21 protein-coding genes are annotated in these 24,017 nt (G+C 38.7%); 7 read left to right on the plus strand and 14 right to left on the minus strand.

Annotation, left to right across the window (positions count from 1 at the left end):
• Nucleotides 1–13: 13 nt before the first annotated feature.
• The 3 genes from BBI00_RS08290 to tpx (BBI00_RS08300) form a co-directional block, all read right to left on the minus strand.
• On the minus strand, nucleotides 14–703 hold the full coding sequence (locus tag BBI00_RS08290) for an alpha/beta hydrolase (protein ID WP_065398322.1): 690 nt from the start codon (nucleotides 701–703) through the stop codon (nucleotides 14–16).
• 172 nt (nucleotides 704–875) lie between these two features.
• Nucleotides 876–1,448: a Crp/Fnr family transcriptional regulator gene (locus tag BBI00_RS08295; protein WP_083988456.1), complete on the minus strand. Its 573-nt coding sequence runs from the start codon at nucleotides 1,446–1,448 to the stop codon at nucleotides 876–878.
• An 84-nt stretch (nucleotides 1,449–1,532) separates the two neighbouring features.
• A complete protein-coding gene (gene tpx / locus BBI00_RS08300) occupies nucleotides 1,533–2,036 on the minus strand; it encodes a thiol peroxidase (RefSeq protein ID WP_065398324.1) in 504 nt (167 codons plus the stop codon).
• Between the two features lie 167 nt (nucleotides 2,037–2,203).
• Here tpx (BBI00_RS08300) and BBI00_RS08305 point away from each other — a divergent pair, with 167 nt between their 5' ends.
• The 4 genes from BBI00_RS08305 to BBI00_RS08320 all read left to right on the plus strand — a co-directional run bounded on the left by BBI00_RS08305 (nucleotide 2,204) and on the right by BBI00_RS08320 (nucleotide 10,153).
• Entirely contained in the window at nucleotides 2,204–4,423 is a 2,220-nt protein-coding gene (locus BBI00_RS08305) for an NADP-dependent isocitrate dehydrogenase (RefSeq protein WP_065398325.1), read from the plus strand.
• 126 nt (nucleotides 4,424–4,549) lie between these two features.
• Entirely contained in the window at nucleotides 4,550–4,996 is a 447-nt protein-coding gene (locus tag BBI00_RS08310) for a hypothetical protein (RefSeq protein WP_123902240.1), read from the plus strand.
• A 70-nt stretch (nucleotides 4,997–5,066) separates the two neighbouring features.
• The gene (locus BBI00_RS08315; RefSeq protein WP_065398327.1) at nucleotides 5,067–7,880 is read left to right on the plus strand and encodes a T9SS type A sorting domain-containing protein; all 2,814 of its coding nucleotides are present in this window, start codon (nucleotides 5,067–5,069) and stop codon (nucleotides 7,878–7,880) included.
• An 80-nt stretch (nucleotides 7,881–7,960) separates the two neighbouring features.
• Nucleotides 7,961–10,153, plus strand: a complete 2,193-nt coding sequence (locus BBI00_RS08320; protein ID WP_065398328.1) for a TonB-dependent receptor — start codon at nucleotides 7,961–7,963, stop codon at nucleotides 10,151–10,153.
• A 221-nt stretch (nucleotides 10,154–10,374) separates the two neighbouring features.
• On the opposite strand, the gene BBI00_RS08325 is transcribed toward BBI00_RS08320, so the two are convergent.
• The 4 genes from BBI00_RS08325 to BBI00_RS08340 all read right to left on the minus strand — a co-directional run bounded on the left by BBI00_RS08325 (nucleotide 10,375) and on the right by BBI00_RS08340 (nucleotide 14,132).
• Entirely contained in the window at nucleotides 10,375–11,367 is a 993-nt protein-coding gene (locus BBI00_RS08325) for an MBL fold metallo-hydrolase (RefSeq protein ID WP_065398329.1), read from the minus strand.
• A gap of 69 nt (nucleotides 11,368–11,436) precedes the next feature.
• The gene (locus BBI00_RS08330; protein ID WP_065398330.1) at nucleotides 11,437–12,438 is read right to left on the minus strand and encodes an aldo/keto reductase; all 1,002 of its coding nucleotides are present in this window, start codon (nucleotides 12,436–12,438) and stop codon (nucleotides 11,437–11,439) included.
• A gap of 87 nt (nucleotides 12,439–12,525) precedes the next feature.
• The gene (locus BBI00_RS08335; protein ID WP_065398331.1) at nucleotides 12,526–13,431 is read right to left on the minus strand and encodes a helix-turn-helix domain-containing protein; all 906 of its coding nucleotides are present in this window, start codon (nucleotides 13,429–13,431) and stop codon (nucleotides 12,526–12,528) included.
• A 248-nt stretch (nucleotides 13,432–13,679) separates the two neighbouring features.
• The gene (locus tag BBI00_RS08340) at nucleotides 13,680–14,132 is read right to left on the minus strand and encodes a hypothetical protein (RefSeq protein WP_065399670.1); all 453 of its coding nucleotides are present in this window, start codon (nucleotides 14,130–14,132) and stop codon (nucleotides 13,680–13,682) included.
• Nucleotides 14,133–14,575: 443 nt separating this feature from the next.
• On the opposite strand from BBI00_RS08340, the gene BBI00_RS08345 reads away from it, so the two are divergent.
• Nucleotides 14,576–14,863 (plus strand): GNAT family N-acetyltransferase, encoded by a 288-nt coding sequence (locus tag BBI00_RS08345; RefSeq protein ID WP_065398332.1) that lies wholly within the window; start codon nucleotides 14,576–14,578, stop codon nucleotides 14,861–14,863.
• Here BBI00_RS08345 and BBI00_RS08350 read toward each other — a convergent pair whose 3' ends face one another.
• Nucleotides 14,864–15,898 carry an MBL fold metallo-hydrolase gene (locus tag BBI00_RS08350; RefSeq protein WP_228394738.1) on the minus strand — a complete coding sequence of 345 codons (1,035 nt, stop codon included), beginning with the start codon at nucleotides 15,896–15,898 and terminating at the stop codon, nucleotides 14,864–14,866.
• 235 nt (nucleotides 15,899–16,133) lie between these two features.
• On the opposite strand from BBI00_RS08350, the gene BBI00_RS08355 reads away from it, so the two are divergent.
• Entirely contained in the window at nucleotides 16,134–17,663 is a 1,530-nt protein-coding gene (locus BBI00_RS08355; protein ID WP_065398334.1) for a S41 family peptidase, read from the plus strand.
• Between the two features lie 89 nt (nucleotides 17,664–17,752).
• Here BBI00_RS08355 and BBI00_RS08360 read toward each other — a convergent pair whose 3' ends face one another.
• The 5 genes from BBI00_RS08360 to BBI00_RS08380 form a co-directional block, all read right to left on the minus strand.
• The gene (locus BBI00_RS08360; protein ID WP_065398335.1) at nucleotides 17,753–18,343 is read right to left on the minus strand and encodes a hypothetical protein; all 591 of its coding nucleotides are present in this window, start codon (nucleotides 18,341–18,343) and stop codon (nucleotides 17,753–17,755) included.
• A 24-nt stretch (nucleotides 18,344–18,367) separates the two neighbouring features.
• Nucleotides 18,368–18,868, minus strand: a complete 501-nt coding sequence (locus tag BBI00_RS08365; protein WP_185116317.1) for an RNA polymerase sigma factor — start codon at nucleotides 18,866–18,868, stop codon at nucleotides 18,368–18,370.
• A gap of 410 nt (nucleotides 18,869–19,278) precedes the next feature.
• Nucleotides 19,279–20,097: a hypothetical protein gene (locus BBI00_RS08370; RefSeq protein WP_065398336.1), complete on the minus strand. Its 819-nt coding sequence runs from the start codon at nucleotides 20,095–20,097 to the stop codon at nucleotides 19,279–19,281.
• A 9-nt stretch (nucleotides 20,098–20,106) separates the two neighbouring features.
• The gene (locus BBI00_RS08375) at nucleotides 20,107–20,619 is read right to left on the minus strand and encodes an RNA polymerase sigma factor (protein ID WP_065398337.1); all 513 of its coding nucleotides are present in this window, start codon (nucleotides 20,617–20,619) and stop codon (nucleotides 20,107–20,109) included.
• Between the two features lie 151 nt (nucleotides 20,620–20,770).
• Nucleotides 20,771–22,399: an NADP-dependent glyceraldehyde-3-phosphate dehydrogenase gene (locus BBI00_RS08380; RefSeq protein WP_065399672.1), complete on the minus strand. Its 1,629-nt coding sequence runs from the start codon at nucleotides 22,397–22,399 to the stop codon at nucleotides 20,771–20,773.
• A 165-nt stretch (nucleotides 22,400–22,564) separates the two neighbouring features.
• Between BBI00_RS08380 and tpx (BBI00_RS08385) the strand changes: the two genes are divergently transcribed.
• Nucleotides 22,565–23,137 carry a thiol peroxidase gene (tpx, locus tag BBI00_RS08385; protein WP_083988457.1) on the plus strand — a complete coding sequence of 191 codons (573 nt, stop codon included), beginning with the start codon at nucleotides 22,565–22,567 and terminating at the stop codon, nucleotides 23,135–23,137.
• 173 nt (nucleotides 23,138–23,310) lie between these two features.
• Here the strand turns inward: tpx (BBI00_RS08385) and BBI00_RS08390 are convergent, their stop codons facing one another.
• Nucleotides 23,311–23,880 (minus strand): hypothetical protein, encoded by a 570-nt coding sequence (locus BBI00_RS08390; protein ID WP_065398338.1) that lies wholly within the window; start codon nucleotides 23,878–23,880, stop codon nucleotides 23,311–23,313.
• Nucleotides 23,881–24,017 lie beyond the last annotated feature (137 nt).

Raw genomic sequence — 24,017 nt, forward strand, 5'->3', positions numbered from 1 at the left:
ATTATTTTTTAATTTATAATGAAGAAGCCGCTTCTAAAATCAGTCTGGTAACTTCTTCAGGATGTGATGCCAATGAAGCATGCCCCGCATCCAGGGAAATTATTTTCTTAGGCTGAAGACGTTCTGCCATTTCTTTTTCTGTTTCTGCCGGAATCATACGGTCTTTCTCCGAGATCTGATACCAACTTGGTTTTGTCTTCCATGCCGGTTCTCCTGCTGTATCCCCAAAACACTGCCCATGAATAGGTTTCTGTGACAATGCCATTACCAAAGCCTTTTCATCATCAAGATCCTGACAGAAAGCAGATTGAAATTCGTCATATTTGATCCACAGGAATCCTTTGCTGTCCGGATAAATACTTGCCCCACCCGGAGATTCTCTTCTTCCCAAAAGAGATCCCAGACTGTCTCCTGCATCAGGTGCAAAAGCAGCGATATAAACCAGTCCGGCGACTTTATCATGATTTCCTGCCCCCGAAATAACGGCTCCTCCATAGGAGTGACCTACCAGAAGAACTTTTCCATCCTGGGCATCAATAAGATCTTTAGTCTTATCGATATCATCCTGTAATGAAGTCAATGGATTCTGTACACTTCTTACTTTATATCCCTCTTTTACCAGTGCCGGGATAACATATTGCCAATGTGAGCCGTCTCCCCAGGCTCCGTGTACCAAAATAATGGTCAGATCTTTTTGTTCCATGATGATTTTTTTTTAATTTGCTGATAACAAAGCTACGGGCTAAAATTTCAGCAGGCGTTAACTTAAGTTAATTAACTTGGTTTCATGAAGAAAATATGATTAAGGTGGATGGAATTTGGAAGTATTGTCCATTCTGTACTTTACAGCCTTCATAAGACTACAATTACTGATTTCAAACAATGCGGCTTCTGATACGGCTAAGGGACTGCTCCGTTACGCCCAGATAGCTGGCAATATGTTTCTGGGCTATTTTCTGCACAAGTTCCGGTTGTTTTTTTAAAAGATTTAAATACCTGTTTTCAGGAGAATAGCACAGAAGGTCGTCTATTCTTTTTTTGGCATCCAGATAAATCTTCTCGCTCATCACGCGTCCGAATTGCTGCCAGTAAGCTTCTTTTTTGTATAAATCCTGAAGGTCTTCCTTGCTCAACAATAAAATTTCACAGTTTTCCAAAGCCTGGATATTCATATTGGATACGGTATCACAGAGTATGCTTTCATAATCGGTAAAGAATTCATTTTCGAAATAAAAACCGAAATTGATTTCACGCCCCTGATCATTGATGTAAAAACACCTGAGTGTGCCTTTCCTGATAAAACCAAGGTATTTGCATTTTTCTCCTTCCTTCAGGAAGAAATCGGATTTTAAAAGACGGGTATCTTTAAGCAATGCATAAAACTCTTCAAAATGTGCAGCATCTACCTGAAAAAGGTCGCCATATCTTTTATAATTTTCTGACATCATCTGTAGATTATTTAATTGTGTTCGTTTCAAAAAAAGCCTTGCAAAAATTAATTTTACAAGGCTTTTTTACAAAAATTATTTCTATTATTGATTCAATGCGGCAAGCGCTGCATCGTAATTAGGTTCGTTGGCAATTTCTGAAACCTGCTCAGTATAGACTACTTTGTTGTTTTCATCTGTAACGATTACTGCACGGCTCAACAATCCTTTCAGGGGAGAATCTGTAATGGTTACTTCATAATCATCTCCGAAACTGCTTCTGAAGTCTGAAAGGGTTTCTACGTTATTCAATCCTTCAGCAGCACAGAACCTTCCCAATGCAAAAGGAAGATCTTTAGAAACGTTGATCACTACAGTATTCTCAAGCTTTGAAGCCTCCTCATTGAATTTTCTGGAAGAAGCGGCACACGTTGGCGTATCAATACTCGGGAAAATATTGAATACTTTCTTTTTTCCTTCAAAAGTTTCAAGTGTTTTCACATTTAATCCGGAATCTACCAGAGCAAAATCTTTAACGGTGCTTCCTACTGACGGTAATGTTCCTATGGTATGTACTTCATTTCCTTTTAAGGTGATAGTCGTGGACATAATTTTATTTTTTTAGTTTTTCAAATTTAATCAAAACAAAAAGCTTTTCATCTCAAATAAAGGTTAAATAATTCTTAAAGTGAAAAATCTCCGATTCTATGAACCCCAAAATTTAAATTTTAACTAAATTTGTGGGACTTTAATTTCAAATAATAAATAACAGTATAATGTCAGAAAAATCAAAAATCTATTACACACTTACTGATGAAGCTCCAATGCTGGCTACACACTCGTTTTTACCGATTGTAAAAGCTTTCACCAAATCAGCAGATATTGAGATCGCAGTTCCGGATATTTCTTTGGCAGGAAGAATTTTAGCTAATTTCCCTGAATTTTTAAAGGATGACCAGAAAATTGGTGATGCTTTGGCTGAATTGGGAGAATTAGCAACCCAACCAGATGCCAATATCATTAAATTACCTAATATTTCGGCTTCTGTTCCTCAATTGGACGCAGCTATTGCTGAATTACAAGCTAAAGGTTTTGCAGTTCCCAATTACCCTGCAGAGCCTAAGAATGACGAAGAAAAAGCAATCAAAGCGAAGTATGCCAAAGTATTAGGAAGTGCTGTAAACCCTGTATTAAGAGAAGGAAACTCTGACAGACGTGCTCCGAAAGCTGTTAAAAACTATGCTAAAGCAAACCCTCACAGAATGGGTGACTGGGCATCTGACAGCAAAACTGACGTAGCTCACATGAATAACGGTGATTTCTACGGAACAGAAACTTCTACAACATTAGAAAATGCTACAAAATACAGAATCGTATTCAAAGGAAATGACGGTTCTGAAAATGTATTGAAAGACTTTGCAGGTCTTCAGGCCGGTGAGGTGATCGATTCTTCTGTAATGAACTTAAAAGCATTAAAAGTATTTGTACAGGAAGCAATCGAGGAAGCTAAGAAAAGAAATGTACTTCTTTCTGCCCACCTTAAAGCTACGATGATGAAAATCTCCGACCCTATTATTTTCGGGGCTATCGTAGAAACTTTCTTCAAAGATGTATTCACTAAATATGCTGAGACTTTCAAATCTTTAGATATCAACCCGAATAACGGTCTGGCTGATCTTTTCGAAAAAATCAAAGGAAATGCTCAGGAAGCTGACATTAAAGCTGATATTGAAAAAGCGCTTGCGGAAGGACCAAGAGTGGCTATGGTAAATTCTGATAAAGGAATTACCAACTTCCATGTACCTTCTGACATCATCGTTGACGCGTCTATGGCTGCTTTGGTAAGAGGCGGAGGTAAAATGTGGAACAAAGACGGAAATGAGGAAGATACCGTTTGTATCATCCCTGACCGTTCTTACGCAGGTTTCTACCAGTCTGTAATTGACGATATGAAAGCGCACGGAAAGCTTGACCCTACTACAATGGGATCTGTTCCAAACGTTGGATTGATGGCTCAGAAAGCTGAAGAATACGGTTCTCACGACAAAACTTTCCAACTGTCTGCTGACGGAACAGTAGAAGTTCAGGATGAAGCAGGAAATGTTCTTCTTTCTCAGAAAGTAGAAAAAGATGACATCTTCAGAATGTGTCAGACTAAAGATGCTCCTATCCAGGATTGGGTAAAACTGGCGGTAAACAGATCCAGATTATCTGATACTCCTGCTATTTTCTGGTTGGATAAAGGAAGAGCTCACGACAGAGAAATCATTAAAAAAGTAGAAAAATACCTTGCTGATCACGATACTGCAGGTCTTGACATCAGAATTCTTGATGTAAAAGATGCTATGACTGAGACTTTAAGAAGAGCAAGAGAAGGAAAAGATACAATCTCAGTTTCAGGAAATGTATTGAGAGATTATCTTACTGACCTTTTCCCTATTCTGGAACTTGGTACTTCTGCAAAAATGCTTTCTATCGTTCCATTGATGAACGGTGGTGGTCTGTTTGAAACAGGGGCCGGAGGTTCTGCTCCGAAACACGTTGAGCAATTCCTTGAAGAAGGTTATTTAAGATGGGATTCTCTGGGAGAATTCCTAGCACTTCAAGCGTCTTTAGAACATTTGGCACAGACTCAGGGCAATACAAAATCTCAGGTTCTGGCTGATGCATTGGATGAGGCAAATGCTAAATTCTTAGCGACAGACAAATCTCCTGCAAGAAAAGTAGGACAAATTGATAACAGAGGTTCTCACTTCTACCTGGCCATGTATTGGGCTGAAGCGCTGGCTAACCAGACTGCCGATGCTGAATTGGCTGCTCAGTTTGCTCCGGTTGCACAGGCAATGCATGAAAATGAAGAGGTCATCAATGCTGAATTAATTGGGGCTCAGGGTAAACCTCAGAATATTGACGGGTACTACAAAACCGACACTTATAAGACGTATGAGGCTATGAGACCAAGTACGGTTCTAAATGAAATCATTGACGGGATCTAATTTCCGAGACAATATTAATGATACAAAACCCCGCCAATGGCGGGGTTTTTCATTTTTAAAAATCTTATTTTCAGCATTTTGGAAACATTTTTGTATATTCCTTTTATAATTAAAAAAAACACAGATATGAAAGTCATTCATTCTATTGTACTATTGCTCTTATTCAGCAGCTGTTCTTCGGCCCAGTACTTTAAAGTAATGGAAGCAAGTTATACCCTTAGTATTGGAGGAGTAAAGGGCGCAAGGTCAGAAACTTTCAATATCATAATCAAAGACAACCCTCAACTTGATATCAAATACCTGTTGGCGGGAAATACCGAAATAGTCTTAAAAAAGGAAACTAAGAATGGTATTACCCATCTGCAGGGAATATACTTTCCTGAAAACCCGCAGTATCCTACTATAAACGAAAAAGATGGAACTACATCCCCTATGCCGGGAGAAACTTCTGATCTGAATAATGTCTATCTTGTATCTGAAAACGTAAAAAGCAAGAAAACAATCCGGCAGAAAATAAAAATCCGTAACAAAAACACTCAAAAAAAGATAAAAAAGGAAGATTTACCTCAATAAATTTAAAACTATTTCATAAATATTTTTTTAACAATAAAAAGTCATATTTTTACGCATCTAAAAAACATTTATGAAATTAAAATCAATTTTCGGACTAGGGCTTACTGTAGCTGCACTCTATCTTAATGCTCAACAGCATCCTAAAGGGAAAGAAAATCCAGACACTAAAGTAAACAAGAAGTACCTGAAACACATTCAGGATATTACAACTGCTTACCAGAAAAACGTAAAATTCGCCAGGGAACACCATCAGAAACCACCTGATGAATATTACCTGCAGGATTTTATCGCTACCATGGATCCTGAAACAGGAACAGTGAACAACCAACGCTATGTAGAGCTTGAAAAAAACGTAGAAAGCGGAAAGTTTCAACCGCAAACAGATCTTAAGCTATTCAACGGTGTCAGAGGAAAAGGAGGTACTGCCAATAAAAGCATCACCAATCTTTGGGTAGAAAGAGGTCCTTATGCTGTGGGAGGAAGGGTAAGAGGCATTATGTTTGACCCGAATGATTCTACCGGTAAAAAAGTATGGGCGGGTGGAGTTTCCGGCGGATTATGGTACAATAACGATATCAGCGATGCCAATTCTGAATGGACGCTGGTAGACGGGTTCTGGTCTAACACTACTGTATCCTGCATTACTTCAGATCCTAATAACCCGCAGATTTTTTATGTGGGAACAGGTGAAGTGGAAACCGGAGACTTCAGTGGACTGGGCATCTGGAAAACAACCAACGGCGGAGCTACCTGGCAGCAGGTTTTCAATTTGGAAAACGGCTATACTTCCGGAGTAAAGAGAGGAATGTATAATGTTCCTGCTATAAAGGTAGTGAACAATAACGGGGTTTCAGAAGTGTATGCCGGAGTTGCCGGAACCTATTTCGGAGAGACAGGTACGTTTGCCGGTTTATATGAAGCCGGTTTGTATAAATCTACTGATGGTACCAATTTTACATTGGTCAACAGCTTACTTTCCACCGCGACCCGTGGTTATGATATCCAGGATATAGAAGTAGGTGCAGACAATTCTATCTGGGTGGCTACCAGACAAAGCCGCTTCACCGGATCTGCTTCCGGGGGAAGAATTTTCAAATCTACCGATTATGGTGCTACTTTTACGAATGTCTATAACGTAGGGAACAACAGCTCAAGGGTTATGGTAGAGGTTTCCAATACCAATCCTTTAAAAGCTTATGCCCTGATGCAGGGAGCAACAAATGAACCTGTAAGAATTGCAAAAACTACAGACGGTGGTGCTACATGGATTGCCACCAATGTAGCCGGATCCGGGATTACACTGCCGAATCCTGTGGACACCTCACAGCCTGACAATGACTTTACCCGTGGACAGTCCTTCTATGACCTGGTTATTGAAACTGATCCCGATAACGATGAGCATGTATATGTAGGAGGAGTAGATTCTTATAAGAGTACAGATGGAGGTGCTACATGGACCCAATATACCAAATGGTCCAACAACAATGTGATGGGAAGTACCAACATTTCACTGGTGCATGCCGATCAGCACGCTCTTGTTTTCAACCCAAAAAACACAAGCCAGTTTGTAATGGGTAATGACGGAGGAATTTTCTTTGCTCCGGATAAAAGTAACCTTGCCAGTACTACAGCTATCGGAATGAGAAATAAAAGGTTTAATGTAACTCAATTCTATCACGGAACATTAAATCCTTCTTCTACATTTGCCAATGAAGATATGATTTTAGGGGCTCAGGATAACGGAACCAAAAGGCTTTCCGGAGTTGCTCTGGCCAATAATTTCTATAACACTTCGGATGTATATGGTGGAGATGGGGCCTATACGGCCTTCGATGACCAGAATAAGTACTATATTGCATCTTATGTCTACAATTACCATTTTCTTTTCAATCCGCAGGGAAGCTATTATCTTTTGGCTTCCGCTCAAAGGGATCCAGGATTGTTTATAAACCCCCTTGCTGTAGACAGAAATCTTGACATAGCTTACAGCAATGCCAATGCATCCAGCTCAACCTCAATTGTACTGAACAGAGTAAGCGGGCTCGCCAGTGTACCATTAAGCCTTACAAGAACCCAGCTTACCATTGCCAGTGTAGCCGCCGGTGAATTTGTTACGGATATTCTCGTATCTCCTTATACTACAGCCAGCAGCACTCTTTTCATTGGACTCTCATCCGGAAAATTATATAAGGTGACCAATGCTGACACTACGCCGGTAACTTCATTAATCAATTATAATTTCGGAGGTTATATTTCTGATGTTAAACTCGGAGCGTCCGAAAGTGAGATCATGGTTACAATTTCCAATTTCAATAAGACCAGTGTCTTCTATACTACTGATGCCGGAACAACCTGGGTATCTAAAGAAGGGAATCTTCCGGATATTCCTGTTAAAGCGATATTTATGAACCCTGAAGACAACAATGAAGTGATTCTGGGAACTTATTACGGCGTATGGGGAACTGCAGATTTCCAGTCTTCTTCTCCTACATGGGCTTTATATTCCGATGGTTTAGGAAAATTTAAAATCAACCACTTTGATTACCGTCCATCAGATAAGACAATTCTTGCGGTGACTTACGGAAGAGGAGCGTTTACTACCAGAATCAGCAATACGACTTTAGCGACTTCAGAATCAAACCGGAATATGCTCAACAACCGTGTGTATCCTAATCCAAGCAGAGGACCTCTTCATGTAAAACTTGAAAACGGCAAACCGATGGATATAGAGATCTATGATGCTTCCGGAAGGCTCGTTATGACAAAGAAAAATGTTAAATCTGATGAAGAATTCAATATTGACAACCTTGGCAAAGGAGATTATGTACTGAAAGCTTTACAAAACGGCAGTATGGTATACACTTCGGTAATTATCAGAAAATAATTCTTAAAAATTTTTATATAAAAGCAGAAAGGTCAACATGGTGTTATCTTTCTGCTTTCTAATATTCAACAGTAGGATTGATGAAAAAAAACTATATTATCACTCTTTCATTATCATTAATGGGGTATGCCCATGCCCAGGAAAAGGAAAAAAGCATTGATGAAATAGAGATTCATGCAAGAGCAAAAGTAGCCAAAGAACGGGAAGAATTTAAAAGGCACGCACAGTCTACAGAGGTTATTTCTGATTATGAAATAAACCGTAATAATCCTGCATTTATGGAACAGAGCCTTGGGACAATGGCCGGTGTTCAGGTAGAAAAAAGAACCCAACTGGGCGGACAGAGGATTGTGGTGAGAGGATACGGAAACGACCAGAAGTTTAACAATTGGGGAATTAAGATGTACCTCAACAATATTCCTCTTACCGGAGCAGACGGGGTTACCGTTTTAGATGATGTCAATTTCGGGCTCGTTAACCGTATAGAAGTTATAAAAGGGCCTGCCGCCACATTATACGGAGGAGGTTCCGGAGGGGCGGTCAGATTTTACATACAGCCTGAAACAAAAAAAGGTACTTCTATCTCTGAGCAGTTCAATACAGGTTCTTTCGGATTGTTTCAAAGTTCAACATCTGTAACTAATGCAGGTGACAATCATTCCATAACAGCCAACTACGGACATATTGGAAGCGACGGATACCGTCCTAAAGGTAAAAGCATCAAAAACTTTTATAACATCAACGGAGAGTTTAAGCTGAACTCAAAGCAGAAGATCACTTTACTCGCTACCCATGGAAATTCCCTGGAACAGGTTTCCGGCCAGATCTCCTATGATGATTATTATAATGGAATTGATAACGGAAATTTCGCTTATATCAGAAGAGGTGCCAAGACAAAATTCGTTACTTCCCGGGTAGGATTAGGTCATATATGGCAAATCACCCCCGACTTAAAAAATCATACAACCGTATTCTATACAGGAACTACCGGCGACAGAATTGCTGCAGGAGCTTACGAAACTTCTTCCCTTTCTAATTACGGATTAAGATCTGTATTCAATTTCAATAAAGAATGGGATGATTTTAAAAGTCAGACAGAGTTTGGAATCGAAATACAGCAGTCACAGTCTACCATCACCAATTACCGGTATAAAAGTGTAAAAAATACCGAGCCGCCTGTTCTGAGACCTCTTTCTGACGGATCTTATTTTAAAAACATCAATCATCAGAACAACTACTTTGCAGTTGAAAAGTTCACTTATAAGCCGTGGGATCTGATGTTGCTTGCCGGGGTCAGCATCAGTCAGATTGGGTATAACAGAAAAGATCTTCTCGCCCTGCCTGGTTTATTTGCAGCCAATATAGATAAAAAAGACCTGTCCTTTGATAAAAAATTTAAAGCAGTAGCCACTCCCCATTTTGCGCTTCAGAAAGTATGGAAAAATCAAATATTTAATCTAAGCTACAGTGAAGGGTATAATGCTCCTACTTCTGCCACTGCTTTTATAGCCGGGCTCAATGTGACCAATGATAACCTGGTTGCAGAGAAAGCAAAAATGTGGGACTTCAGTGTACAGGGATTAATTGAAGATACTTCCATAGATTATCAGTTCTCGCTCTTCAGTATCAATATTAAAGATAAACTTACACAGTTGGGAGCCACAATGTCTAATCCGGAAAAAACACCTTATACGTTTTGGGCCAATACCGGAAATCAAAAAAACAGAGGACTGGAAATGAGTATAGGATATTCTTACAAACCTGTCCGCTCTTTTGTTTCAAAGATTCAGCCCTTTCTCAATTATACTTATAACGATTTTAAATATACCGATTTCAGCACGTATTTAAAGGAAGATAAGCAACCTGCAAAAGTGAATGTTTATGACAACAAGAATGTCGTAGGAGTACCCCAAACCAAATTATCTGCCGGATTGGATTTTGAAACCCATTTTGGACTTTACTGGCAAAATACCTATAATTTTATGGGAGGAGTCTACACCGACTTTGCCAATACGAATAAGGTACGAAGTTTTGGACTTTTAAACTCAAAAATTGGATATAAACACAGCTTCAACAAATGGGACCTGGATGTTTTTGTCATAGGAAACAACCTGACCAATCAGATCAATTACACCTTCTTATTCTATGGAAACAGCATCAATGATACAGACGCAGATAATCAGTACAATAATGCTTCGGTTTATACCGATGTAAATCCCGGCCCAAGGAAAGCTTACTTCGTTACAGGGTTTAATATAAAGTATAATTTTTAATATAATACAAAAGCTTCTTTCGGAAGCTTTTGTATTTTAAGGAATTAATTTAAGTTTAGCTAAAGCTATTTTATTGCCTATTTCTTTAATCCTGTTACAAATTCTGATCCCCTCTTACTCCCATCAAACCCGCCCATACAAATAAAGACAGGTATTCTTACTAGCACTATCTATTTGTCTTATATCTAACTCCTGCTACCTAACATCTTTTACCTGCCACCTCAATTCATAAAACTTTCAGCGACCCATTCAAACGCCGGATCTTTTATTTTTGTAAAACCTAATCCCGGCCATGGCAAATGGGACGCCAATGCTCTGGTTCTGGAATCTGCCAGTTGCTTAAGAAATTTTTTCCTCGAAGCCGTTGCGGTATCCAGATCTGTATCTCCGGAAAAGCCCCAGTCAGGATGAGGAAAAAGAATAACATCCGAGTGAATAAGGTCTGCAATATATACCAGTTTTTCAGTTCCGGAAGATAATGTAGTGACCGTTAAACCGGGGGTATGTCCGGGAGCCAGCTGAAAGCTGAAATGACTGTAAAGCGTATTATTCAGATCATAAAATTTCAGTTTCGGTTCAATGGCTTTCAAAATATTCTGAATGGAAGGAATGATCTGTTTAAGAAACTCCGGGTGCTTCTTCAATGCACTGTTATTAAAATCTTTAATGGAAGCATTCCTCCAAAAATCATATTCTACCCTGGAAATAAAAACAGAGGCATTAGGAAAAACAGGTTTATTCTGTTTATTAACGATTCCGCCGATATGATCGGGATGGGCGTGGGAAATAAAAACATCGGTAATATCTTTAGGGGTAAACCCTGCTTTCTGCAGACTCTGCAACAGAAATCCTGTTCTTTCATCTGCAAATATTCCCATTCCTGAATCCATCAGGATCAGTCTGTCTTTTGTTTTGACCAGCAGAATATTGACAGCCATATCAATATAAGTATCCGGACGGAAGTTATCTTTCAGAATTTTTTTCAGTTCAGAAACAGTAGCTCTGGGAGCAAATGAATTCAGATCTTCTTCGTGAATGTAACCGTCGGTAAGAATAAACAGATCCAGCTCTCCGAGTTTTATTCTTTTTACTCCCGAAAGGTCTTCCCTATTCTTTTCAGCAACAGTCTTTGTTTCAGCCAGCACGCCGGAAAAAGGAATCATGCTTAATGTTCCTGCCAATAATCCGTTTTTTAATAGTTCTCTTCTGTTCATGACGATGTAATTTTTGATCGCAATAAAAACTGAGTTCCCGTCAGACAGGAACCCAGTAGTATAGTATCTTTAGTTATTGACAAGTTTCATGGAGCCTTCATTGTACCGCTCTCCTACATTCGGATACTTTTTCAGGATGGCATCAATGGTCTCAAGATCTGATTGGGAAAGTTCAATATTGACTGCTGCAATGTTTTCTTCCAGGTATTTGATTCGCTTGGTACCCGGAATCGGGATAATATCATCTCCCTGATTCAGCACCCAGGCCAGTGCAAGCTGGGTTCCTTTTACGCCTTTTGAAGCCGCAAATTCGTTGATTTCATTCGCCAGCTTTGTATTGTTTTCAAGGTATTCCTGCTGGTAACGGGGTAATGATTTTCTGAAATCATCGTCACCAAGATTCTGCACTTCATTGATATTGGCAAAAAGACCTCTTGCCAACGGTGAATAAGGAACTAAAGAAATCCCCAATTCCCTGATGGTTGGAAGAATTTCCTTTTCCACATCTTTGGTAAGGATTGAGTATTCTGACTGCAAAGCGCTAATGGGATGAATTTTATTGGCTTTTCTGATCGATTCTGCTGATGCTTCAGATAATCCTATATATTTTACCTTACCGGCTTTTACAAGTTCTGCCATTGCTCCTACCGTCTCTTCTACAGGCACATTCGGGTCAACTCTGTGTGCGTAATAAAGGTCGATAGTATCTATTTTTAATCTTTGAAGACTTAAGTCTACAGCCTGCCTGATCCATTCCGGGGAACCGTCAAAATAGGTTCCAGGCGCACCGCTATGGCTTGCTTTACCGTCTTTAAACCTGAATCCGAATTTGGTAGCAATAAAGATCTTATCCCTGTTTGGAACCAGAACTTTAGAGATCAGTTTTTCGTTTTCTCCGTTGGCATACATATCTGCAGTATCCCAAAAATTAACTCCTAAATCCAGCGCCCTGTGTAGTGTATTGATACTTTCCTGCTCATCTGCCGGGCCATAAGCAAAGCTCATCCCCATACATCCTAAACCAATAGCAGACAGCAGCTCTCCGGTATTTCCTAATTTTCTAAATTTCATGATGGTATTGATTTTAATTATTGAAGACAAAATTAGAACACCTGCCACTCACCAACGATATAGAATTCAAACTAAGAATTATAAAATTCAAACAAGATTTGCCCGGAGCGCATTGGGCGTCTGACCGGTTTGCTTTTTAAAATAATTGGTGAAATAAGAAGGTTCTTCAAAGCCTAATCCATAAGCAATTTCAGCAATATTCCAGTCAGTATGTTTCAGTAAGGCATTGGCTTCCTGAATTATTCTTCCTGCAATCTGCTGGCTTGTAGTCTTCCCCGTCATTTCCTTTACCGAACGGTTCAGGGAATTGACATGAATGGAAAGGCTCTGTGCATAATCATTCGGAGTCTTTAATTTTAAAGAGACCTCAGGACTGTCGATCGGAAACTGTCTTTCCAGCAGCTCCATAAACAACGACGCGACCTTTTGTGAGGCATTCTGATAAGGTTCAAAACTTTCTGCAGGCTGCATCTTCATGGTTTCGTGAATCATCAGATGAAGATAAGCCCTCAGCATATCATATTTATGAATATAGTCGGACTGAATCTCAGCCATCATCTTGGTATAAATATCAGAAAGTATTTTCTGCTGGTCTTCATTCACAAAGAAAACCGGAGTCCCTCCGATTTTAAAGAGCGGAGAATCCTGAAGATTTCCCAGACGGCTTCCATTATGCAGGAACTGTTCTGTAAAAAGGCAAAACCAGCCTTTCTGATCCTCGTCATCAGCTTCCCACGAGTAAGGGATAATAGGATTGGAAAATAGCAGTGCCGGACGGTCTACACAGATCCATTTGTCAGCATAATGAAGTTTTCCTTTTCCTATGATCAGAGAAACTTTATAATAATCGCGCCTGCTGTACGGGCTGATCAGGGAACAAAATTCCCGGGAAAATACATTGAAATGTCCCATGCCATGAGCCCCGCTACACTGAAAACCGAGCTCAGGAGCATTTCTTTCATAAAAACTTTTGACTGATTCGCTTGATTCCATAGATCAAAGTTATAAAATTCAAACAAATAATGGATAAAATAGTTGATGGTTTAAGAGGGAAGCTGGAAGAGAGAGGATGGAAGTTTGTTGCAGTCGTTTAGGTAACATTTGAGTTTTTCGAAAAATCTTTTTTCAGAGAATTCATGCAGATGTTTTTGCTGATTTTATTATTCACTATTATAAAAAAAGTGACCGGCACTTGTACCGGTCACTTAAAAATTGAATATATAATTGAATAGTTTTACTCTTTAGTCATCATGACCGTGGCCATGACCGTGCTTATACTGTTTTTTGTAGTATTTTTCTTTTTCTTTATAATATTTTTCCTGTTGTTTACGGTATTTCTTATAATCATTTTTATTTCTTCCGTATACAATCACAGGATTCTGTCCTCTGTAGTATTTCTTTTTAAATACGATATATTTTTCTCTTCCCAGAATTCTTTCCAGCTCTGAATAGCGGTCGTTTCTCCATCTTCCCGGATCTACCACATATACCCTGTTCCATGTATCATAATCACGGTATCTGTCGTTCAGTGCATTAATCTGGTTAGCCTGAGTGGCAGACAATAAAAGATCAGCAACAACAGTTTGCCAGTTCACATCCGAAATACTCCTTCTGTAATCATTATAATAATCTGACTGGGCATAGCTCATACTGAACGTCCCGATCAATAATGCAGTTAACAATAACTTTTTCATTTCATTCCTCTTTAAATTAAACATGATGGTTTAGTCAATTAAAGTGCCAATGATGAATTAAAAATGCTAAGGTTTGTTAAAAAATCATAAACAACTGATTATCTTTAAGATAAATTACACAATAAGTAGATTTAAACTGCTTTTAAGACCGTCTGAGCTTTACAAAACCATAAAAGTCACAAAAGTCTTTATTTTAAACAATTAAATTCACGGTAAGGCCGGAATGGAACCGGAGAAAAGCTTACATAAGCTGAAATCAAAGATTTTCACAAATCAGGTGTGGATGAATATCAGTAATAGTTGTTTAATGATCTTTTCTCTTTATAATTATAAAATTCGTTAAGATTCCGGGAAACTATTACTTCATATCAATTAATTTCGTAATTTTAAAAAGGAGAATGTATTCTCTGTTATATTTTTTAATCAACCAAATCTGAGTAATTATGGAAAATATAAAGTTTAAAGTAACTCCATACCAGGACGAACTGCAGTTACTTATAGATGGTGAAAAAGCAGGCTATATGTCCATAGAGGTTGACGGAAGATTGCTGATTGTATATTACACGAAACTGAACGAAGAGCGTGAAGGGAAAGGATATGCCAAGTTGCTTCTGGACGAGCTTGTTCGCTATGCGGAAGAAAAAGATTTGCTTGTAGACCCGGAATGTGATTTTGTACGCCAGCAGTTTGAAAATCATCCCAGAAGATATAAAGATATCTGGCACGCCTGATCAGTCTTCCCACCAGACAGTAAACTGCTGATCCGGCAGATTCAGATCTACTACCTCTCCTATCATTGGAGTAAGGATATCAAGTTCCTTTTCTTTTCCAAAAGCTGTTATTTTCTGCAAGGGCTCGTTCCAGGGATGGAGGGCCAATGCAAACTTTGCAGCGTGTACGGGAATAATATGCTTTGCCTGAATATCAACAGCTGCCTGAATAACATCTTCGGGCATTGCATGAATATACCTCCAGGCATCCCCATACTGTCCGTTTTCAAGAATGGCATAATCAAAAGGACCATATTTCTCACCGATCATTTTAAAATGGGTATCATACCCGCTGTCTCCACCCAGAAAAATTTTCTTTGAAGGGGTTATCAGGACATAAGAGGTCCAAAGGGTATCGTTCTGCTTTATTCTTCTTCCTGAAAAATGCCTGGCAGGTGTAAAAACGATTCTGATATTATTTTTCAGATTTATTTCTGTTCCCCACTCTTCTTCAATAAGCTGATCTTCTGTATATCCCCACCTTTCCAGATGCGCTCCCACTCCCAATGGAACAACAGCCACACCTGTCCTGTTTCTGATGGCTTTTACAGTAGGATAATCCAGATGGTCAAAATGGTCATGGGTAATCACCAGATAATCCAGGTCCGGAATATCTTCAGGCTTGAAAATATCAGATCCGTTGAATGCTTTATTAAAATATTTAAAAGGAGAACCATATAAACTCAATACCGGGTCTATCAGAAATGAAACGCCATCAGTCTGAAGGTAATAAGAAGAGTGACCTAACCAGATAAATACATCCTTATTCTTGGGGATGCTTCTGAGGTCTGTATGAACGGAAGGAATGGCTTTAAGAGGTTTCAGTAAGGGATGTTTCTTACCCAAAAAGAAATCGTAGGTTACTTTAGACATTTTATATCCTTCGGCAATAGAAGGGGTATAGCTGATATTCCTGAACTGTTTTTTTCTGTACAGCTCTGACTGCCTGATACGCTGCAGCCGCCTACCCTTAGGCACGGCCCCGAACGCTTTCATATTGATTACAATAAAAAAGGTCGCAGTTAAAATAACCACACACGTAATAAGCCAGTAAATCATTTGCAAAAAATAAACTTCAAAGGTATTGACTTTTGTTTTTAAATGAAAATATGAATGGTTGGGCTACATCTTTTTAACTAAATTTATCATGTCTTTCGGAAAATTTATCATTCATTTAAGTGATGGTTAATTTAAAACTTTCTATTTTAGCAGCTTAAAAACTCAAAGTAAATTGAAAAATTATTCGTTAATATTTCTTCTCGCTATCCTTTCGTCCTGTGCATCTATAAAAAGACACAACGAACAGCGGGCTTCATGTATTCCCCCGGAGCAGCTCAAAGAAGACGTAGACTATGCCTATGCCAAACTGAAGCAAATGCACCCTCAATTGTACTGGTATATTCCCAAGCAGGAATTGGAACGCAAGTTTGACAGCCTTAAACAAACCCTTAATGAACCGCTTACGCCGCTTCAGTTTTATTTCAAATTACAGCCGGTAATTGCAGGAATCCGTGAAGGGCATCTCTCTTTAAGGATTCCAAGAAAGAAATTCACTAAAAAGGAAATCAAGAAATTTGAACATCAAAAGGGACTTTTCAGCCGTTTTCAATATTATGTTGACGGTGACAGAATGTATATTGTTCAGAACCCGGATTCTATCGAAAATATAAAACCCGGTACTGAAATCTTATCCATCAACCAGGTACCGGTTTCGGATTATATCAAAAAATACCGTGGCCTGATCAGCAGTGACGGGTATAATACTACTTTCCATCCTTATTTTTTAAAGGACCTTTTTTTTATTTTTTATACCGCCGAAAACGGACTTACCAGTCAGGCAACACTTACCACTCTTTATAATGGGGAAAAGCATACCTATACTCTCAACCGGGAGTCCAAATCAGATAAGGATCTTGAAAAAGATAAGGAAATGCAGAAAAGGACAGCGGAGAAGAAACTGAATGACTATGTTGCTGCCAGCAATTCTTACAACCGGAGTTTTAAATTCCTGGATAAAGACAGCACCATAGCTTATATAAAGGTAAAAAGTTTTTCAAGGGAATATTCGGACGAGTTTTATAAGAAGACATTTTCGAAGATCAAAAATGCAGAATCAAAGTATCTGATTATAGATGTACGGAACAATTATGGCGGTTCCCTGTACGAGATCAACAATCTGTACTCTTATCTGACTGACAAGCCATTTACCCTGATCAAGCCATCCCAGGTTACCTCCAGAGATATTCCTCTGCGGACCAATTATTTCAGAAAAAGCGGCCCTTTTGAGTATGCTCTTAAAAGTATCGCCTACCCCAGTTACTTTTTTGCCCAGGCTTTCAGCACGTATAAAAAAGACGGTAAGGTTTTCTACAAAATGAAAGCTGATAAGCCTACAAAGCCCAACAAAAGTGCTTTTCACGGTAAAGTTTTTGTCCTGATCAACGGCGGCAGTTTTTCTGCCTCTTCTATTATTACGGCTAAACTAAAGAATGATAAAAGAGCAACTCTTGTAGGAGAAGAAACCGGAGGTGCAAATGACGGAACAGTAGCAGGCTTTTATTCTTATCAGAAGCTTCCCAATTCAGAAATCCGTTTCCCTATCGGATTGCTTCTTGTGCAGCCGAATATTGATTTTTCAGATTCCAAAAAGGGGGTAACGCCTGATATCGTTGTGCATGAAACCATGCAGGATATTATTGACAAAAAAGATCCCCAACTGGATTGGATAAAGAATGAGATCTCTAAAGAAAATAAAGAATAAGCATCTTTAGAGAGATCGGACAACCGTTTTTCTATTATGCTTATGGATATCAACCGGTTTCGGCGGGCTTTCAGCCCGCCGAAACCGGTTTACTTCTTCAACTCTTCCAGCAGCCCTTCAATATGCTGAATGTATCTTCCATAGTAGCGATGGAACCAGAACTTCCCGGAAAGATACAACAGGAACAGTCCTCCGGTCACTGTACCAATGAGTATGGCTGCAATTTTAATTTCACTTAGAGGCTCTCGCCACGGTATAAACTCAAGCACAATCAGGATTTCGCACACCAGAAACGGGGCAAAACTGATATAATAGGACAGGTAATATTGTTTATTAAGATTGAGTTGCATGATCAGATCTTTCAGCGAATCATAGGTTTTGGGAACAGGATTACTGATCTCATTGTAGAGCTTAAAAAACTTATTATAAAAGAAGACGGTAACAATAAGCATGGATGCGACCAAAACCGTTATATACAATTGAAGTTTAAAAGGCCGGCAAACAGAACAGACAATGAAGGCAAAAACAAAGATTCCTATGATCCACCAGAATTCCATACGCATATTTTTACGAATTTTTTCAAGGGGAAGGTTGATCTTATTTCTCTGCTCTATATTTATTTCCGGAGTTTCTTCCGTCATATCTTCATTCCAGGTATTTTTCAATTCATCGATATTCATTGGATTACTGATTTAAATGTTGTTTTACTTTTTATGTTGGCTTAAGATATCTTTTAATTTATTTTTGGCCCGGTTCATTTTCACTCTTGCGTTTCCTTCCGAAATTCCCATTTCATCGGCTATCTGTTTTCCGGAGAAGTCTTCCAGATAATAGAATATGAAAGCTTTATCAATCGGATTAAGCCGATGAATAGCCTGATACATCTCAGTCAGCCGTTCTTCTTTCTGATCATCATAGTCTTCCTGTGCCAGTGCATAGCCGGAAAAATCTCCGTTGGCAATAAAGCTTCTTCTTTTCTCAGATTTAAGGAAGATCAGGGCAGTATTTAAAGCAATTCTGTACAGCCAGGTTGAAAATTCACTTTGACCTCTGAAGCTGGGATATGCTTTCCAGAGCTGAAAGGTAATTTCCTGAAAAAGATCATTGCGGTCATCTTTTTCGGCCATGTACATTTTGGAAATCTTAAAGATGATTCCTTTATGTTTTTCAATTTTACTTATAAACTCTTGTTCTAATGAGATCATGACTTGTTACTCTATAGAGTTAGTTTCTGTTCAGAAAAATTGTTACAGAAATTACAAAAAATAAAAAACCCGACAGGAAATACTGTCAGGCTTTCATCGTGTGTTTTTAACTTCTACTATTTTTAGGATAGCATTTGTACGAAATAAATTTTTGTGGGATTTTATCTTAAAAGCCAATTCCAATAGTACAACATTGCAATCAGACTATATTTTTACATTATATTTTCACAGTTAGTAGAGAAAAAGTAAAAATGTTACATTTTTTTTTCAAAAAAAACCGGCAGAAATTTCTGCCGGTATATTGTATATATCATCCATCCTCGATGACAGTTCAAAATGTAAGGAATCTGAGGCCATTCCAAATGAAATCTCTATCAGTATCTTCAGAAGGAATGCATTACCGGATTATTTCAATTCAATCTGTTTAAAGCCCTTTGTAAAGTAATTGCATCAATGAAGTTTAATTTAATGCCGATAATAATGAAGATCAGAAGAATCAGGGTAAGGAAAGCAATGATGAAAAAATACATCGATATAAACCATAAAACGGTATTCAGGATATTTCCACTGACACCCCATTTGTTCATAAAAAATTTCTGAGACCGCTCAAACCATGTTATTTTCTTTTTGACATCAGAATCCTTAGGTTCAATACCGTTAAGTTCATCTACAAGGCGTACCACATCATCAATATATCTTCCGTACATATAATAAATCCAGTACCTGATCATAAAAAATACCAATCCTAATGTGATCAGAAGACTGATTCCGAAAATAGCAAGATTGTATTCCATATCAAAATGAAAACTGATCTTGATCAACGATAAAAGAAATCCTAAAGGAATATAGGAAATATAGTATGAAATGTAAATTTCTTTCGATATAAGAAGCTGGGTTTTAAGGTTAAACAGATCATAGTTCGTATTGATACTGTTCTTCCGGAGTAATTTATAAAGTTTCAGGAATCTGGAATAGAAATACATCATAAAAGCAACTGTCAGAATGGTGACGAACGTAGATATAGTTCTGATATTGGAATCGGCAGAAGCAAACGGAAAGCTGGTTAAAAGCAGTGGCAGGGTAACGATCATCAGCCAAAATTCAGTTTTCATGTTGATGGTAAGCATCTGCAGCGGAGAATGTATCTCACGCTGTTTTTCCAGGGAAATTTCAGGCAACTCCTGGCCTGTATCTTTATTCCAAAGTTCTTTAAAATTTTCTAGCTCCATTATTGTGTTTTAATTTGTGTTGGCATTTTGTTGTTTCACAATGATCTCCTTTAGTTTTTCTTTTGCTCTTTTGAGTTTTACCCTGGCATTCACCTCAGTAATTCCCAGCTGAACAGCAATTTCTTTCCCGGGAAAATCTTCCAGAAAGAAAAAGATCAGGGCTTTATCAATAGGACTCAGCTGATGAATCGCATCAAACATCAGTTTCATGTTTTTATCATCCGTATCATTGTAAGGTTCCTGTGGGGTACTCAATCCATCAATATCCTGATTTCTTATAAAACTACGTTTTTTTTCGCTTCGCAGAAAGACAATTGCAGTATTGAGGGCAGTACGGTACAACCATGTAGAGAAATCACTTCTCTTCTGGAAATCACCGTATGATTTCCAGGCCTGATAGATGATCTCCTGATAAAGGTCATTCTGATCATCTTTATTATCCATATACATTTTAGAGATCTTGAAAATAACACCTTTATGCTTTTCAATTTTCTCCAAAAATTCTTTTTCCAGTGAAGACATGGGGTACTAATCCTTGAGTAATATTTACAAAAACATTATTTTATTTGTAAAAAAATTATCAAAATTCAAGGCTTCAAGTTAACAAATCCCTAAAAAACAGAGAAGTTTATTAGGGATTTTTATTTTATGTTAAATACACCATGCACTGGTATTAAAAAATATAATCAGTACTTAAAAAGTTGGAATCATGTTCTCTGACAATAGTGTTCAATAGTGTTTTATTAGATTCCGTCAGCTTTGCAGCCACCAAAGATCTGATGGAAAATGAACGGAGCGCATCAAAAACAGAAAGTGTACCTTCTGCACTGTCTTTACGGCCGGTGAACGGAAATACATCCGGCCCACGCTGAGCCTGGCAGTTGATATTGACACGGCTTACAAGATTCACAAACGGATCGATCAATCTGGCCACTTCCTGCGGATCTTCACTGAAAATACTCACCTGCATTCCGTGAGATGCATTGACCTGGTAGTCTATCGGTTCTTCAATATCTTCAAACGGAACAACAGGAATCACCGGGCCGAACTGTTCTTCATGATACAGTTTCATATCACTGTTTACCGGATACACTACAGCCGGGAACACAAAAGATTCTTCTGTATATCCTCCGTCTTTATTCAGTACTGCGGCTCCTTTCGCCAGTGCATCTTCAATACATTCTTTTAAATAAGGAGGCTTATTCACTTCCGGAAGCGGAGTCACTTTCACATCTTTTTCCCATGGCAGTCCTCCTTTAAGCGCAGAAACGGCAGCACTCAGTTTTTCTGTAAATTCTAAAGCAATTTCTTTCTGTACAAATATAAGTTTCAAAGCTGTACAACGCTGACCGTTAAAAGAAAGTGCCCCCAGAATACATTCACTTACCGCCACATCCAGATTGGCATTTTTTGTGACAATGGCTGCGTTTTTAGCATCCAGGCTCAGGATTGCCCGTAAGCGGTTTACTTTCGGATGCAGTTTCTTCAATCCGTTGGCTACTTTACTGGACCCGATAAAAGCCAGCACATTCACTTTTCCGCTTTCCATGATCGGAGTGATAATTTCCGAACCTTTTCCGTACAGCGTATTTACAGTTCCCTTCGGAAAAGCTTCTTTGAAGGCATTCAATAAAGGATAATGTGCCAATACCCCATGTTTAGGAAGTTTAAACAAAATGGTATTTCCCATGATGAGTGCAGGGATCAGCGTGGTAAAAATCTCATTCAAAGGATAATTGAACGGGCCCATACTCAGCACTACCCCAAGCGGAGCTCTTCTGATCTGTGCAATGGTACCTTCCGCCTGCTGGAAACGGGAGGATTCCCTGTCCAGATCTTTTAAAGCATCAATGGTCTGGTTGATATAATCTACTGTACGGTCAAATTCTTTTGCAGAATCTGCCAGTGTTTTACCAATTTCCCACATCAGCAGTTTAATGATCAGATCTCGCTGCTGGATCATCAGATACACAAATTTCTGCATGCATTTAATTCTTTCTTCCACAGACATTGTAGGCCATTCTCCCAGGCCATTGTCATAAGCTTTCACACATGCTTCCAGAACTTCCATCGCTTCTTGCGGACCAATATTCGGAATGCTTCCCAATAATTTCCGCTCCAATCCGTTTTCCGTAGGAATGCAGACCGGAGAGTAAATATTCTGAGTTTCTCCTTTCCATTCTACCAGTTCACCATTGAGAAGGTATACTTTCTGATGGATTTCCGGAACCTTGAATTCTTCAGGAATTTCGTTTTCGCTTTTAAAGATATCATGAAATGATGCTGTATTTTCTGAACTCATAAATTTTTCTTTTTTTAATGTAATAAGGTTCATCAGGATTTGATAATATAAAGGTAGATGTAAAATAGATGGCATGAAAGAGGCTGCTAATAGATTTATTCTATTTAAATAAAAATTAATCCCAGCTCCTGAAAAAAGAATAATTTTGTTTAAAAATAAATTTTCATGTTTTCAAAACTAGTTTTCAGTACCCTATTATTGTTCTCTGCAGCGGCTTTCGCTCAAAATTCCCAAGCCCCCAATACGGTTTTGATGCGGGGAGAACCTGTACGTACTTATTCGCACTTGCCGGCACTCAATAAACCGGCTCCTAAATTTACCCTCACCGATATCAATATGAATGATCAGACTCTGGATTCCTACAAAGGCAGATATGTCATCCTGAATATCTTTCCCAGTGTAGATACGGGCGTCTGTTCAGCCTCAGTGCATCATTTCAATGAAGAAGCGGGCAACCTTCCCAATACGGTAGTACTTTGTATTTCCAAAGATTTACCATTTGCCCAGAAAAGGTTCTGCGGTGCAGAAGGGATCAAAAATGTAGTGATGCTTTCAGATTTCCGATCTGATTTCGGGTGGAACTATGGGGTGGAAATGATAGATTCATCCATGAAAGGGCTGCTGAGCAGAGCTGTTGTGGTAATAGATCCTTCAGGAAAAATCATCTATGAAGAACAGGTTCCGGACATTTCACAGGAGCCGAACTATGAAGCGGCAATTGCAGCTGTGAAATCATAGGTTTTTGTTTAAAAAAATATTTTAACAGCTCCGGCGATCTTCGATCGCCGGAGCTATTTTATAACAGACTGAAAAATCAGCAAATATCATTTCAAAAAAAATACCTGTAATATATCAAAACCTGCCAATCGGCAGGTTTTGATTCTAATTCTCAAAGTTTTCTGGTGATGCGGTTATCTTTTCTTTTTGGTTGTCACTATAATCGCTCCGTTTTTACCTGCTTTACCGTATTGTCGTACTGCATCTTTAGGAGAAAGCGTATTGATTGTTTTTATATCTTCAGATTGTAATGCTCTTAACTTATCTTCTGAAACCCTCTTACCATTCAACACAACCATAGCTCTTTCTGGCGGTTTTGAAACTGAAGCTCCTATCCTGAATGATTCACTTCTGTAAACGGTTTGATCAACTGCAACTTTACCTGTTATCCTTGGAAGTTCTGTAGTTTTTACCTCCTGAGGTTTGGCTTCCTGTGCATTAACTGTCCCTAACGCTCCACCAGCAATCAGCAGCCCTATGGCCAGCTTACCTGAAAGTGGAAAGTTCAGACTTCGTCCCAACTGATCTTCCCGGAACCTTCCACATATATCGGGAGCTGAACTGAAGTTATTGATCAGTTCTTCGTCTGAGGAGGCGGTAAAATCGTGGACCGTTGTAGCACACACCCTGCAGAATTTTCCTCTTTCATCTGCTGTCATATTTTCCCAGTTCTCATGACAGGGTTTTGGTATCATAATTTTCATAGGATCTCTTTTTACTTATAAAGATGCTTCCGGAATGAAAAAGGTTGGAAAGAGGTTTGCTCCCTTTGCGATTTCTAATAACTTATAACCAACGCCAATAAAAATATTTCCATTTTTTTATTTATATCCCCTTCAAA

Origin of the sequence: Chryseobacterium arthrosphaerae (assembly GCF_001684965.1) — a bacterium.
GTDB classification, from domain to species: Bacteria; Bacteroidota; Bacteroidia; order Flavobacteriales; family Weeksellaceae; genus Chryseobacterium; species Chryseobacterium arthrosphaerae.